A 13,129-nucleotide genomic window follows, 5' to 3' on the forward strand; every position below is an offset into this window, starting at 1 on the left:
TTGACGCCCCTGTACGACTTCCGATCGAAGGAGAAAACATGACTGCCAAGGCGACGTCTTCGGCGACCTGGGAGCAGGACGTGCTCCAGGCCGAGGGACCCGTGCTCGTGGACTTCTGGGCGGAGTGGTGCGGCCCGTGCCGCATGGTCGCTCCCGTTCTGGACGAGATCCAGAACGAGAACCCGGACAAGCTCACGATCCTCAAGCTCAACGTCGACGAGAACCCCGACCTGGCGATGAAGTACCAGATCACGTCGATCCCGGCGATGAAGGTCTTCAACAAGGGCGAGGTGGAGACCACCATCATCGGCGCGAAGCCGAAGTTCGCTCTCCAGCAGGATCTCGCCAAGTACATCGGCTGATCTGCACCACGAGGAATCCCCGTTCAGGAAATGCTCCTGAACGGGGATTCTTTTGTGTCCAGCAGTATATGCGTGTGTCGGAATGCGGGATTCACGTCGCGTCGACACGGACTGTCGCATCCCACCGACGGTGGGTGTTCGCTTCTCCGAGAAGTCGCCAGACGGCCGTCGTCAGCTCGGGGTAGTCGAGGGAGATCTGTCGGAGCACCCGATAGTGACGGGCGGCGTTGGGGCGGGCGCCCCCGTTCGCGGCGATGTTCTCGGCGCGCAGGGTGAAGACCACGAGCTCGTCCACGGAGGGAAGGTCCTCCATGAAGTCCCAGGGATCCTCGCCTCCGCGAAGACGCTCGGCGATCAGGACGGAGAGCTCATCCGCGGCCTCGGCGCGAAGCAGCTCGAGACTGGCTCGACGCTGCGGGGACTGATTCGCGGAACTCACCCTTCCAGCCTACGTCGCCGAAGCCGGACAGGGCCTGCGACCCTGTCCGCTGTGGACAGCCCCGCTCAGGCCGAGGCGTACCCGGACTCCCCGAGCTCCTCGAGGATACGATTGAGGTCCTGGATACTTGCGAAATCGATGTTGATCTGGCCCTTTTTCGCAGTGAGCGTGATCTTCACCCGGGTGTTCAGGCGGTCGCCGAGACGCTCGGCTAGGTCGTCGAGGTGGGCGCGCCGGGCGCCGGCCTGCGTTTTGCCGGAGCGGCTGCCCGCGCCTTCGATCGTCTTCGCGGCTGCCTCCGCCGCCCGAACGGAGAGGTCCTCGTTGATGATCTTGTCGGAGAGGCGCTGCATCGCCTCCGGCGTCTCCACCGAGAGGATGGCACGCGCGTGGCCGGCGCTGAGGACACCCGCGGCAACCCGTTGCTGAACGGGGACGGGGAGCTTCAGAAGACGGATCGTGTTGCTGATCTGCGGACGCGAACGACCGATCCGGGTGGCGAGCTCTTCCTGCGTGATGCCGAAGTCCGCGAGGAGCTGTTCGTATGCGGATGCCTCTTCGAGGGGATTGAGCTGTGAACGGTGGAGGTTCTCGAGAAGGGCGTCACGGAGGAGGTTCTCGTCGGACGTGTCCCGGACCACGGCGGGGATGGTCTCGAGTCCGGCTTCGCGAGCGGCACGCGTGCGGCGCTCCCCCATGATGAGCTCGTACGTGCCCTCGTCCGTGGCCCGGACGACGACCGGTTGAAGGACGCCGAACTCGCGGACGCTGTGGATGAGCTCGGCGAGGTCGTCCGGATCGAAGTGCGTGCGCGGCTGTCGCGGATTCGGCACGATCGCATGCGGATCGATCTGGGTGAGCCGCGCACCGGGGACGGCGACGAGAGTTTCGCCCTCCGTTCCCTCGGATCCGGCGTCATCTGCGGGAGTGCTCGCCTCCGATGCCGCAACCGGCGCCGCATCGGGAGCGGATTCGGGGGCGGACTTGGGGAAGAAGACGTCCGAGGGACGCTCTTCCGTCGGCTCCGCGGTGGGGATGAGCGCCCCGATCCCGCGACCGAGGCCTGTGCGCTTGGCCATCAGGCGCTTCCTTCCTTCGAAGACGCGGAGTCGCGTCGGATGAGTTCCACCGCGGCTTCGCGGTAGGCGATCGCGCCGGCCGACTGGCCGTCGTAGGCGATGACGGTCTGCCCGAAACTCGGCGCTTCCGAGACGCGGACGGATCGAGGGATGACGGTGCCCAGCACCTCCGATGGGAAGTGCTGGCGAACCTCTTCGGCGACCTGCTGCGCGAGACGGGTGCGCCCGTCGTACATGGTGAGCAGGATGGTCGAGAGATGCAGTCGAGGATTCAGGTGCTTCTGAATCATCTTGACCGTGCCGAGCAGCTGGCTCAGCCCCTCCAGGGCGTAGTACTCGCACTGGATCGGGATGAGGACCTCGCTCGCGGCGGTGAACGCGTTGATCGTCAGCAGCCCGAGGGAGGGAGGGCAGTCGATCAGCACGAAATCGAGGTGATGATCCTCGGTGGCGAGGTAGTCATCGAGCGCCGTGCGCAGGCGGTGCTCGCGCGCGACCTGCGAGACGAGCTCGATCTCCGCGCCCGCGAGGTGGATGGTGCTCGGCGCGCACAACAGCCGGGGTGACTCCGGGCTCACCTGGATGATGTCGGCGAGGGGGAACTCATCGATCAGGACGTCGTAGACACTGGGGGTGTCCGCTGTGTGGGGTACACCCAGTGCCGTCGACGCGTTCCCCTGCGGGTCGAGGTCGACGACGAGGACCTTCGCCCCGACGGACGCCAGCGCCGCAGCGACATTGACTGCCGTCGTGGTCTTGCCGACGCCACCCTTCTGATTGGACACCGTCAGAACACGGGTTTTGCCGGAGAGCCGGACATCGACGTTCTCGAGGACGCGACGACGTGCAGAGAGATCAGCGAGTTCGCGTGCGAGAGGAGTGTCGTCGAACGAGAAGGATGCGGAAGAAGACTCCGTCTCCTCGGGTTGTTTCACGTGAAACACTCTCCCTCTCGCGCGTCAGAACAACGTCCTCCACTCTAGGCGATCCCACACCGGGAGTTTCGTCGTACGTTCATGTCCCACGACGCCGCTGATTGAGTACGCGCGAAGCGCCGTACCAAGATCCCCAAGGCCCGCACGACTGTTTCACGTGAAACCCCGCCCGGTGATCGAGGAGCGGCAAAGCCGCGTACCAAGATCGGTCTCGATACACCGCGCTCCGCGCGGCACTCGACCACCGACGCTTCCCCCGGTAATTGGGTAGGCGCGAAGCGCCGTATCGAGATCCCCGAGGCGGAACGATCTGTTTCACGTGAAACCCCGTCCGGTGATCGAGTAGCGGAGAAGCCGCGTACCGAGATCACAAGCGCTCTCCGCCCGGTCTCGATACACCGCACTTCGCGCGGCACTCGACCACCGAGGCTCCTCCGGTGATCGAGTAGGCGCGAAGCGCCGTACCGAGATCGTCGACGCCACGCGAATGTCTCACGTGAAACCCCACCCCGGTGATCAAGTAGCGGCAAAGCCGCGTACCGAGATCACAAACACTGTCCGCCAGGTCTCGATACACCGCGCTCCGCGCGGCACTCGACCACCGACGCCTCCACCGGTGATCGAGTAGGCGCGAAGCGCCGTACCGAGATTCCCGAGGCCGAACGATCTGTTTCACGTGAAACACCACCCCGGCGATCGAGTAGCGGCGAAGCCGCGTACCGAGATCACAAGCGCTCTCCGCCCGGTCTCGATACACCGCACTTCGCGCGGCACTCGACCACCGACGCTTCCTCCGGTGATCGAGTAGGCGCGAAGCGCCGTACCGAGATCGTCGACGCCACGCGAATGTCTCACGTGAAACCCCACCCCGGTGATCAAGTAGCGGCAAAGCCGCGTACCGAGATCACAAAGGGTACGTAGCCCGGTCTCGATACACCGCGCTCCGCGCGGCACTCGACCACCAACGCTCCCTCCGATGATCGAGTAGCGACGAAGCCGCGTACCGAGATCGTCGACGCCGCACGATCGTTTCACGTGAAACCCCACCCGGTGATCGAGTAGCGGCGAAGCCGCGTACCGAGATCACAAGCGCTCTCCGCCCGGTCTCGATACACCGCACTTCGCGCGACACTCGACCACCGAGGCTTCCACCGGTGATCGAGTAGGCGCGAAGCGCCGTATCGAGACCCCGCATCCGAAGCCTCGGCTTGGGGGGCTCGCCGCCGCGCGCGCCGCCCACGAGATAGCGACCGGCTGGCGCTGAGACACGCTTCACGTGAAACGCTTCTTACTCAGCCTCGACACCGCCTTGAGATCGCCCGCGACGAGCGCGAGGCGCTTGGCACGGCCCCAACCCTGGATCTGCTCCTCCCGTCGAAAGGCGTCATCAACCCGGTCGAACTCCTCGCAGTAGAGCAGCGCGACGGGCAGCCTGGCTGCGGTGTAAGCCGAACCCTCTCCGTATTGATGCTCCGCAATTCGCCGTGACAGATCGAGCGTGCTGCCTACGTAAAGAGAGCCGTCAGCGCACTGAAGGATGTACATCCATGCCATGACTGAAGCGTGGCGCGGTCACGGGGATGAGGAGGACGCGCACGTGCTGTCAGTGGACAGTTGCGTACCGCCGGCACCGGGGGAGGAGGGGATCTCGATACGCCGCTACGCGGCTACTCGATCACCGGAAGAAGAGGCCAGGGTGTGTCGTTTAAGGCACCCAGCTTTGAGGGGGACCGGGGCACGGCTGCGCCGCTACGCGGCTAATCGATCACCGGAGGAAAAGGCCGAGGGTGTGGCGCGCGGAGGCGCGGCTCCTCGATCAGCGGAGGAAGACGCAGGAGTGTTTCACGTGAAACACCCGCCATGAAGCGATCTCGGTACACCCTTCATGGCTACTCGATCACCGAACGGGCGCGTCGCTGGTCGACGCCGCGCGAGGCGCTGTGCGGGCGATCGATCGCCGGGCCTCAGCGCCGGATCGTGCCGCGGAGGACGCGGGTCGGCTCTGAGAGGACGCCCTCGCCGACGATGTCGACCCTCGCGTCGTCGACACCGAACTTCCGAAGCTGCTTCTGCGCGGCCACGATCTCGTTCTGTGCGTTCGCACCCTTCAAGAGCACCAGCTCGCCGCCGTCCCGAACGAGCGGCGCGGTCAGGGGCAACAGCGTGCGCAACGCACTCACCGCCCGCGCGGTGACGGCATCCATCACAGGACCGCGATCCCAGTCCTCCGCGCGCGAACGCAGAACCTCGACGTTGTCGAGACCGAGTTCGGACACCTGCTCGCTGAGCCATTGCACCCGACGTTCCATCGGTTCGACGAGGATCCACTCGACATCCGGGCGAGCAATCGCGAGCACCAGACCCGGAAGTCCTGCGCCCGAACCGATGTCGGCGACGCGGCCTGCGAAGAAGGGGGCGATGATCGCGCTGTTCAGGACATGACGTGTCCACAGGCGGGGGAGTTCCAGCGGACCGATCAGCCCTCGCTCCTCGCCCTGCTGCGCCAGAGCATCGGTGAACTGACGCGCCAGCGTGATGCGAGAACCGAAGATCGCCTCTGCCGCTGTCGGCTCGCTCTCGACGCTCACCGCACCCGTTTCACGTGAAACGTCGTCAGACACGTCAGGGGCGGCGGATCACCGTGTGACGATCCGCTCCTTCGCCGTAGGACTCCGACACGAATCCACGCTCGGCGACGACATCGTGGACGAGCTTGCGCTCGTAGCTCGACATCGCCGGCAGGGACGCCTGCGACGCACCCTCTTCGATCTTCTCGATCGCCCGATCCACGAGTCCCGCAAGCTGCTGCTGACGGGTGTCACGCGAGCCGCCGACGTCCAGGATCAGGCGGGAGAAGCGTCCTGTCTTCGCCTGGACGGCGATACGGGTGAGCTCCTGGAGGGCCTGTACGGTGTCCGGCTGTGCGATGAGCGACACAGAGCCGCCCTCGGGAGCCTCGACGGACACGTACGCACGGCCGTTCCGCACGTCGAGATCGAGGTCGCCGTCGATGTCGGCGATATCGAGAAGACCCTCGAGGAAGTCGGCAGCGACATCCCCCTCCTGCTCGAGCTGCTCGATCGTCGGTTCGGTACGGTCCGCGGTGGCGCGAGAAGTATCGATGTTCGTCATGACTGTTCCTTCGTGGGTTGTTTCCGCTTACGCGGACGACGTGCCGTTGTCGCCTGCGGCCGCACCCGGCTGCTTCTGTGCCTGCTTCTTCGCCCGCTGCTTGCCCACCGGCTGCTGACGCTTGGGGGTCGCGGCCTTGGCGCGCTCCGCCTCTTCATACAGGCGCTTCTGCTCGGCCAGGTACTTCTCCATCGGAACGACCTTGCCCGTGGAATCGATGGCCTTGCCCTTGCGCGCGAGACGCTCCTCGCGGGCCTTTGCGGCCTCTGAACCGGGGGTCGGCATCTCACGGATGACGAGGAACTGCTGGCCCATCGTCCACAGGTTCGACACGAACCAGTAGATGACGACACCCAGCGGGAAGAAGACGCCGGAGAAGACGAAGGCGAACGGCAGGACGTACAGCATGATCTTCTGCATCTGGTACGCCTGGCCGGTCTTGGCCTCGGGCGACAGGTTCTTCGAGATGATCTGCAGCTGCGTGAAGAACTGCGACACGATCATCAGCACGACCAGGACCAACAGGATGACGATCGCCGTCGTGTTGCCGGTGTTGAACGCGTCGATCAGTGTCTCGTGGAGCGACGCGACTCCGAAGAGCTTCGCGTCGTAGAACTCCTGAGTCAGCTCCGCGCTCAGGAGTCCGACACCGCCGATACCCGCCTGGGCGTGACGTGTCACATCGTTGAGCACACTGAACAGGGCGAAGAAGATCGGCATCTGGACCAGAAGCGGGAGGCAGCTCGCCACGGGGTTCGTCCCGTGCTTCTTGTACAGCGCCATCGTCTCGCGACTCATGGCCTCTCGGGAGAGCTGGTCCTTCTTACCCCGGTACTTCTCCTGGACTTTTCGCAGTTCAGGGGCGATTTCCATCATCTTGCGCTGGCTCTTGATCTGCCGCACGAAGAGCGGGATCAGGGCGGCGCGCACGATGATGACGAGGCCGACGATGGACAGCACCCACGTGATGCCGTCCGCGGCCGGGAGGCCGATGGCCGTGAACAGCGCGTGCCAAGCGACGAGCACGAGCTCGACGACCCACTTCAGCGGCCACAGGATGGTGCCGATCAGGTCGAAGCCGCCACCGCCGGCGGGAGCCGGAGTGGACGAAGCGGTGGCGAGCAGAAGATCCATGCGGAGGATCAGTCCTTTCCGGTGGGGGACGGCACGACGAAGCCCCGGGAGGTCAACGCGTGCGGGAAGTCTCTGTGGGGCGGGACGTCATCCTCGCCGCCGAGGGCCCAGGGGTGGCACCGTGCAAGGCGGGCCGCTGTCATGACGGCCCCTTTGACGGCCCCGTGCTGCTGCACCGCGCCGACCGCGTACGCGGAACACGACGGGTAGTACTTGCAGACGTCTCCGTACATAGGAGACACCGTCGCACGATATCCATGGAGAAAGGCGAGAACCGCGTTCCTCGGGAGGAGCGGGATCGAGCGCAGGGAAACGGATGCCGCGAAGTGCGCGTCGCCGACGGCGTACGACGGCAGGACGCTCATGCGCGGACTCGGGAGAGAGACCGCGTGACATCGTCGCGGAGCTCCGCATACCGTGCCGTTGCGGCGCTCGGAAGTGCGCGGATCACCACGTCCGTTCCGGTGTGGACGAGTGAATCCGTCAGAGTCTTGGCGGAAACGGCTTTGAGCCGTCGGCGCACAGTGTTGCGCACGACGGCTCCGCCGACCTGCTTGCTCACGATGAAACCGAAACGGGCGGCACCCGAGTCACCGGTCGTTCTGACGTAGGTGATCGTGTGCGCGCCCGCGCTCCGACGTCCCCGACGAACAGCGGCCTTGTAGTCCGCTGCGCGGGTGAGTCGGTTCGGCCTCGCGAGCACCGCTCGGGCTCAGGCCGAGAGCTCGGTGCGGCCCTTGGACCGACGCGCTGCGAGGATCGAACGGCCGGCACGAGTACGCATACGGGCACGGAAACCGTGCTTCTTGGCGCGACGACGGTTGTTGGGCTGGAAGGTGCGCTTGCTCATGGGATATCTTCCGGGTCAGGGTCACCGGGACGCTCGAAACCGGGGACTCTCGTACATGGGGACTGGCCGATAGGCACAAGTCAACCGATTAAGGCTACGTCGAGAGCCGCCAGAACTCAAACCGGGAACTGAACGGGCCAGTATGCACGAGGCCGTGACGGGCCGGAAGATGCGACACACCGCACCGGCCAAGACTGCGGGCTTGATACGGAGGGCGCCGCTGACTAGCGTGTCTGAGTCAGTTATCCACAGGTTCGGCGTGATGTTTCCGCGGAACTGTGCACAACAATCAACACCCCCGGGGGGACCATGTCACCGCACGATTTACCGGATGTCCCCGTCTGGTCCGCGGTGCTCGGCGAACTCGCCATCGATGATCGCATCACACCTCAGCTCCACGGCTTCCTGAATCTGGCGGTGCCACAGGGCGTCATGGGCGGAACGCTGTACCTTGATGTCCCCAACGACCTGACTGCGGCCCAGTTCACCAAGCGGATGCGGATGCCGATCATGGAGGCCCTCGCCAAGGTGCCCCAAGACGAGGCCGCCGCATCGACGTTCCGGGTGGTGGTGAATCCCGAACTGATCGAGAGCGCGGACTCCGAGCCGGAGCCGGAGCCGATTCCGGCCACGATGACCGCTGCCCAGACCTTCACCCTTCCTCGTTCGCCCCTGGAGGAGCCCGTCGAGGTCTCGTCGGCGGCATCCCGCACGGACACCCGCCTGAATCCGAAGTACACGTTCGACAACTTCGTCATCGGTCAGTCCAATCGCTTCGCGCACGCCGCGGCGGTCGCCGTGGCCGAAGCACCCGCCAAGGCGTACAACCCGCTGTTCGTGTACGGCGACTCCGGTCTCGGCAAGACGCACCTCCTCCATGCCATCGGCGACTATGCGATGAGCCTGTACTCCGGCATCCGGGTGCGGTACGTCTCCAGCGAGGAGTTCACGAACGACTTCATCAACTCGATCGCCAACAACCGCGGTTCGGCGTTCCAGGCGCGCTACCGGGATGTCGACATCCTCCTGATCGACGACATCCAGTTTCTGCAGGGTCGTGCCGAGACGCAGGAGGCGTTCTTCCACACCTTCAACACGCTGCACGACCACGACAAGCAGGTCGTGATCACCAGCGACGTGCCGCCCAAGCACCTCACCGGCTTCGAGGATCGCATGCGGAGCCGATTCGAGTGGGGCCTCATCACCGACGTCCAGGCGCCCGACCTCGAAACGCGCATCGCGATCCTGCGGAAGAAGGCGCAGTCCGAGCGGCTGCACATCCCGGACGAGGTCATGGAGTACATCGCCACGGTGGTGTCGTCGAACATCCGCGAACTGGAGGGCGCCCTGATCCGCGTCTCGGCGTTCGCCAGCCTCAACCGGTCGAACCTGGACATGTCGCTCGCGCAGACGGTGCTCCGCGACATCATCGACCAGGACGACGCGAACGTCGTCTCGCCGACCGACATCATCACGGCCACCGCGCAGTACTTCAAACTCACCGTCGACGACCTGTACGGCTCGAGCCGGTCGCAGTCGGTCGCCATCGCCCGACAGATCGCGATGTACCTCTGTCGAGAGCGGACGAGTCTGTCCCTGCCGAAGATCGGTCAGCTCTTCGGCAACCGCGATCACACGACGGTGATGTACGCGTACAAGAAGATCAGCGACCTCATGAAGGAGCGCCGCTCGATCTACAACCAGGTGACCGAGATCACCACGCAGCTCGGCCGCAACGGCCGCTGACGTCCCCCCGCCGTGGCGAAACGGACGGAAATCACTTGACACCGTCGCGACGTCGGCGGCACAATCCGCGATTCACCCGCGTTCTGCACAGTGTGGAAAAGCTGTGGATAACTTTCTCCGACGCCGGAATCCCTGTGCAGGATCCGCCACTCCCTGTGGATAACTGGGGATAACCCACGAGACGGTCTCTACCCGACCACACCGCCGTCCGCAGCCGATCCACAACTCACACGAATGTGATTCCGGTGTCCCGCATGGCATCCGACGAGTTGTCCACAGTTTCCACAGGCGTTAACACCATGACAAAGAGATATTGATTAAGGGCTGAGCCGATGACCTTGCCGTGGACGGATCGGGGAACGGATGCCGCGCTCCGACGCTCGGAAGATCCGACACGGCGCCGCGTGCGCCGGGGGCTAGCATGAGAGGGCCCAGCCCGCTGTCAAGGGAGCATTCGTGAAGTTCCACGTCAATCGTGATGTGTTCAGCGAAGCCGTGTCGTTCGTCGTCAAGCTTCTTCCGCAGCGGAATCCGCAGCCGATCCTGGCGGGTGTCCTGATCGAGGCCGGAGACGGGGGACTGTCTCTGTCCGCCTTCGACTACGAGGCCTCGGCGCGCACGACGATCGAAGCGACGATCGACGAGCCCGGCACGATCCTCGTGCACGGACGACTGCTGTCCGAGATCGCCAGTCGTCTCCCGAATGCCCCCATCCAGATCGAGGTCGACGACGACGGCGGCATCCTGCTCTCCTGCGGTTCGGCGCGCTTCACCCTGTCGTCGATGCCCGTGCAGGAATACCCCGCCATCCCCGAGGTCACCGGTGACTCGGGTCTCGTTCCGGGCGAGGACTTCGCCACCGCCATCGCGCAGGTGGCCTTCGCCGCTTCCCGCGACGATGTCACGCCCGTCCTCACCGGTGTGCAGCTCGAGGTGTCGGGCACGCACCTCAGCCTCGTCGCGACCGACCGCTACCGCGTTGCGCTCCGCGAGATCCCCTGGGACGGCGGCGGCACAGCGTCGGAAGACGCCACGACTGCACTCGTTCCCGCCCGCACCCTCACCGAGGTCGGCAAGACCTTCTCGCACTCCGGTGACATCTCGATCGCCTTCTCCGGGTCCGGTGACCGCGAGATCATCGCCTTCACCGCGGGGAACAAGACGGTCACCTCGCTCCTGATCAAGGGCAACTTCCCGCCGGTGCGCCGGCTGTTCCCCGAGCAGACGGAGCACCATGCGGTCGTGAACACCGCGGAGCTCGCCGAGGCCGTCCGCCGTGTCGCGCTCGTGCTCGACCGGTCCGCGCCGCTGCGATTCACCTTCACCACGGATGCCGTCTCGATGGACGCCTCGGGAACCGAACAGGCCCGCGCGACGGAGTCGGTCGACGCCAACCTCGTCGGCGAGGACGTCACGCTCGGCCTCAACCCCCAGTACCTCCTCGAGGCGCTCGGCGCGGTCAAGAGCGAGTTCGCTCGGATCACCTTCACCTCGAGCGACAATGCGAACAAGCTCAGCCCCGTCCTCATCACCCCGCAGACCTCGGTCGACCGCGCGGGCGAGGAGTCGTTCCGGTACCTGCTGCAGCCGAACCTGCTGCTGCGGTGACGGATGCCGGCACCGACGTCGTGTCGGCGCCGCTGATTAGGCTTGACCGGTGATCGTCGAGCATCTGAGCCTGCGCGACTTCCGCAACTACGCGGAAGCCGAGGTCGCACTCGTCGCCGGTCCGAACGTCTTCGTCGGCAGCAACGGGCAGGGCAAGACGAACCTCGCCGAGGCGATCGGATTCCTCGCGACCCTCGGTTCGCATCGCGTGTCCACCGATGCGCCGATGGTCCGTGACGGAGCGGACGCCGCGATCGTCCGGGCGCGATTGCACCACGCTGACCGGCAGGTGCTCCTCGAGGTGCAGATCAACCGGCAGGGCACCAACAAGGCGCGCATCAACGGCTCCCCGGTCAAGCCCGCCGAACTTCCGCGCTATGCCCAGATCGTGCTCTTCGCCCCCGAAGACCTGCAGATCGTCCGCGGCGATCCCTCCGCGCGCCGTCGTTTCGCGGATCAACTGCTCGTGCAGATGTCTCCGCGCATGTCCGGGGTCCTCGGGGACTACGACCGGGTGCTCAAGCAGCGCAACGCCCTTCTGAAGTCGGCGCGTGCGCGCGGCATCCGTGGCGATGCCCTGTCGACGCTGGATGTCTGGGACGACAAGCTCGTCGCGCTGGGCAGCGAGATCATCCGGATGCGCGGGCAGCTCGCCGACGAACTCGCCGGACCGCTCGCGTCGGCATACGCGTCGATCGCCGGTGCCGACCACCGCCCCGAGATCGAGTGGTCCCGTTCGATCGACGGTTTCGATCCGGATGCCGAGGACGCCCCTGCCGACGCCGATCCGAACCGATCCGTCGTTGCCGCCCGCGACGGCGGCGACGGTTCCGGTGCCGAGGCGACCGATCTGATCGCCGCGAGATTCCGGGCTGCGCTCGGCGCCAAGCGCTCCGCGGAGCTCGAGCGCGGCATCACGCTCGTGGGGCCCCACCGCGATGACCTCCTCCTGCGCGTGCGCGGTCTTCCCGTGAAGGGGTACGCCTCGCACGGCGAGTCGTGGTCGGTCGCCCTCGGTCTGCGGCTCGCCTCCGCCGAGCTCCTGCGGGCGCAGTCGCTCCGAGGAGACCCGGTTCTGATCCTCGACGACGTCTTCGCCGAACTGGACGCCGGCCGTCGGACCCGTCTGGCCTCCCTCGCGGCCGACTACGAGCAGGTCATCGTCACCGCGGCGGTCGAAGGCGATGTGCCCTCGGCTCTTGCCGCACGCGTCGTGCGCGTCGAGGCGGGGACCATCGTGGAGAGCGCGGATGCCGGAGACTGACGCCCCCGCGCCCGACGTCCCCGAGACGGTCGCCACTTACCTCCGGCTGCGTGGACTCGAACCCTCCTCGGCATCGTGGCGTCGCAAGAAGCGCCGGCGGCGGGACGACGACGAGAACCAGCCCTTCACCGCCGGCCGGGATCCGAAGGGAGTCGCCGACGTCCTCGCCGACCTCACGCGGGAGTCGGGCTGGGACCGGGAGCTCGCCCGAGAGGATGTCGTCCGGGCGTGGGCGGAAGTGGCGGGCGAGGGCACGGCGCAGCACACCCGACCGGTCGCCTTCACGGAGGGCGCGCTCACCGTCCAGGCCGATTCGACGGCGTGGGCGAAGCAGCTGCAGCTCATGCGCGCGCACATCCTCACCGAGATCGTGCGCAGGTTCCCCGACGCGGGCGTCCAGACCATCCGTTTCGTCGGACCGGACGTCCCCTCATGGAAATGGGGTCCCAGAACGATTCCAGGGCGCGGCCCGCGCGATACCTACGGCTGAGCCACGTCCGATATCGTCCGGAACGATTTCCGCGCGCCACAGAGGCGTAGAGGCGTTATCGGCGGGGCAAAGTTGATAGACTGGCCAGGC

At 65.8% G+C, this 13,129-nt stretch carries 15 protein-coding genes; 5 read left to right on the forward strand and 10 right to left on the reverse strand.

What is annotated here, in order from left to right:
• Nucleotides 1–38: 38 nt before the first annotated feature.
• Nucleotides 39–362 (forward strand): thioredoxin, encoded by a 324-nt coding sequence (gene trxA / locus ABXJ56_RS06750; RefSeq protein ID WP_236966972.1) that lies wholly within the window; start codon nucleotides 39–41, stop codon nucleotides 360–362.
• Nucleotides 363–453: 91 nt separating this feature from the next.
• On the opposite strand, the gene ABXJ56_RS06755 is transcribed toward trxA, so the two are convergent.
• The 10 genes from ABXJ56_RS06755 to rpmH all read right to left on the reverse strand — a co-directional run bounded on the left by ABXJ56_RS06755 (nucleotide 454) and on the right by rpmH (nucleotide 7,931).
• Nucleotides 454–801 (reverse strand): tryptophan synthase subunit alpha, encoded by a 348-nt coding sequence (locus ABXJ56_RS06755; protein ID WP_353998934.1) that lies wholly within the window; start codon nucleotides 799–801, stop codon nucleotides 454–456.
• Between the two features lie 65 nt (nucleotides 802–866).
• Nucleotides 867–1,880 (reverse strand): ParB/RepB/Spo0J family partition protein, encoded by a 1,014-nt coding sequence (locus tag ABXJ56_RS06760; RefSeq protein WP_353998935.1) that lies wholly within the window; start codon nucleotides 1,878–1,880, stop codon nucleotides 867–869.
• Nucleotides 1,880–2,815 (reverse strand): ParA family protein, encoded by a 936-nt coding sequence (locus tag ABXJ56_RS06765; protein ID WP_353998936.1) that lies wholly within the window; start codon nucleotides 2,813–2,815, stop codon nucleotides 1,880–1,882. The genes ABXJ56_RS06760 and ABXJ56_RS06765 overlap by 1 nt, the downstream gene beginning before the upstream one ends.
• A 1,272-nt stretch (nucleotides 2,816–4,087) precedes the next feature.
• A complete protein-coding gene (locus tag ABXJ56_RS06770) occupies nucleotides 4,088–4,369 on the reverse strand; it encodes a GIY-YIG nuclease family protein (protein WP_353998937.1) in 282 nt (93 codons plus the stop codon).
• Nucleotides 4,370–4,779: 410 nt separating this feature from the next.
• A complete protein-coding gene (rsmG, locus tag ABXJ56_RS06775; protein WP_353998938.1) occupies nucleotides 4,780–5,403 on the reverse strand; it encodes a 16S rRNA (guanine(527)-N(7))-methyltransferase RsmG in 624 nt (207 codons plus the stop codon).
• Between the two features lie 34 nt (nucleotides 5,404–5,437).
• The gene (locus ABXJ56_RS06780) at nucleotides 5,438–5,947 is read right to left on the reverse strand and encodes a protein jag (RefSeq protein WP_353998939.1); all 510 of its coding nucleotides are present in this window, start codon (nucleotides 5,945–5,947) and stop codon (nucleotides 5,438–5,440) included.
• 27 nt (nucleotides 5,948–5,974) lie between these two features.
• Nucleotides 5,975–7,081 carry a membrane protein insertase YidC gene (gene yidC, locus ABXJ56_RS06785; RefSeq protein WP_353998940.1) on the reverse strand — a complete coding sequence of 369 codons (1,107 nt, stop codon included), beginning with the start codon at nucleotides 7,079–7,081 and terminating at the stop codon, nucleotides 5,975–5,977.
• 8 nt (nucleotides 7,082–7,089) lie between these two features.
• Nucleotides 7,090–7,446 carry a membrane protein insertion efficiency factor YidD gene (gene yidD / locus ABXJ56_RS06790; protein ID WP_353998941.1) on the reverse strand — a complete coding sequence of 119 codons (357 nt, stop codon included), beginning with the start codon at nucleotides 7,444–7,446 and terminating at the stop codon, nucleotides 7,090–7,092.
• On the reverse strand, nucleotides 7,443–7,784 hold the full coding sequence (rnpA, locus tag ABXJ56_RS06795) for a ribonuclease P protein component (protein WP_353998942.1): 342 nt from the start codon (nucleotides 7,782–7,784) through the stop codon (nucleotides 7,443–7,445). Before rnpA ends, yidD begins: the two co-directional genes overlap by 4 nt.
• Nucleotides 7,785–7,793: 9 nt before the next feature.
• Nucleotides 7,794–7,931, reverse strand: a complete 138-nt coding sequence (gene rpmH, locus ABXJ56_RS06800) for a 50S ribosomal protein L34 (protein WP_053546712.1) — start codon at nucleotides 7,929–7,931, stop codon at nucleotides 7,794–7,796.
• A 309-nt stretch (nucleotides 7,932–8,240) separates the two neighbouring features.
• Between rpmH and dnaA the strand changes: the two genes are divergently transcribed.
• The 4 genes from dnaA (at nucleotide 8,241) to ABXJ56_RS06820 (ending at nucleotide 13,039) form a co-directional block, all read left to right on the forward strand.
• Complete coding sequence (gene dnaA, locus ABXJ56_RS06805; protein WP_353998943.1) at nucleotides 8,241–9,677, forward strand: chromosomal replication initiator protein DnaA; 1,437 nt, start codon at nucleotides 8,241–8,243, stop codon at nucleotides 9,675–9,677.
• A gap of 456 nt (nucleotides 9,678–10,133) precedes the next feature.
• Nucleotides 10,134–11,285, forward strand: a complete 1,152-nt coding sequence (gene dnaN, locus ABXJ56_RS06810) for a DNA polymerase III subunit beta (protein WP_353998944.1) — start codon at nucleotides 10,134–10,136, stop codon at nucleotides 11,283–11,285.
• Between the two features lie 49 nt (nucleotides 11,286–11,334).
• Nucleotides 11,335–12,549 (forward strand): DNA replication/repair protein RecF, encoded by a 1,215-nt coding sequence (recF, locus tag ABXJ56_RS06815; protein WP_353998945.1) that lies wholly within the window; start codon nucleotides 11,335–11,337, stop codon nucleotides 12,547–12,549.
• Nucleotides 12,536–13,039 carry a DUF721 domain-containing protein gene (locus ABXJ56_RS06820; RefSeq protein WP_353998946.1) on the forward strand — a complete coding sequence of 168 codons (504 nt, stop codon included), beginning with the start codon at nucleotides 12,536–12,538 and terminating at the stop codon, nucleotides 13,037–13,039. Before recF ends, ABXJ56_RS06820 begins: the two co-directional genes overlap by 14 nt.
• The last annotated feature ends 90 nt before the right edge of the window (nucleotides 13,040–13,129 follow it).

Source organism: Microbacterium aurantiacum (genome assembly GCF_040532595.1).
Classification (GTDB): domain Bacteria; phylum Actinomycetota; class Actinomycetes; order Actinomycetales; family Microbacteriaceae; genus Microbacterium; species Microbacterium chocolatum_B.

Coding starts and splice junctions, on each gene's coding strand:
- trxA (WP_236966972.1), top strand. CDS start 39: ATGACTGCCAAGGCGACGTCTTCGGCGACCTGGGAGCAGGACGTGCTC.
- ABXJ56_RS06760 (WP_353998935.1), bottom strand. CDS start 1,880: ATGGCCAAGCGCACAGGCCTCGGTCGCGGGATCGGGGCGCTCATCCCC.
- ABXJ56_RS06770 (WP_353998937.1), bottom strand. CDS start 4,369: ATGGCATGGATGTACATCCTTCAGTGCGCTGACGGCTCTCTTTACGTA.
- ABXJ56_RS06780 (WP_353998939.1), bottom strand. CDS start 5,947: ATGACGAACATCGATACTTCTCGCGCCACCGCGGACCGTACCGAACCG.
- yidC (WP_353998940.1), bottom strand. CDS start 7,081: ATGGATCTTCTGCTCGCCACCGCTTCGTCCACTCCGGCTCCCGCCGGC.
- yidD (WP_353998941.1), bottom strand. CDS start 7,446: ATGAGCGTCCTGCCGTCGTACGCCGTCGGCGACGCGCACTTCGCGGCA.
- rpmH (WP_053546712.1), bottom strand. CDS start 7,931: ATGAGCAAGCGCACCTTCCAGCCCAACAACCGTCGTCGCGCCAAGAAG.
- dnaA (WP_353998943.1), top strand. CDS start 8,241: ATGTCACCGCACGATTTACCGGATGTCCCCGTCTGGTCCGCGGTGCTC.
- ABXJ56_RS06820 (WP_353998946.1), top strand. CDS start 12,536: ATGCCGGAGACTGACGCCCCCGCGCCCGACGTCCCCGAGACGGTCGCC.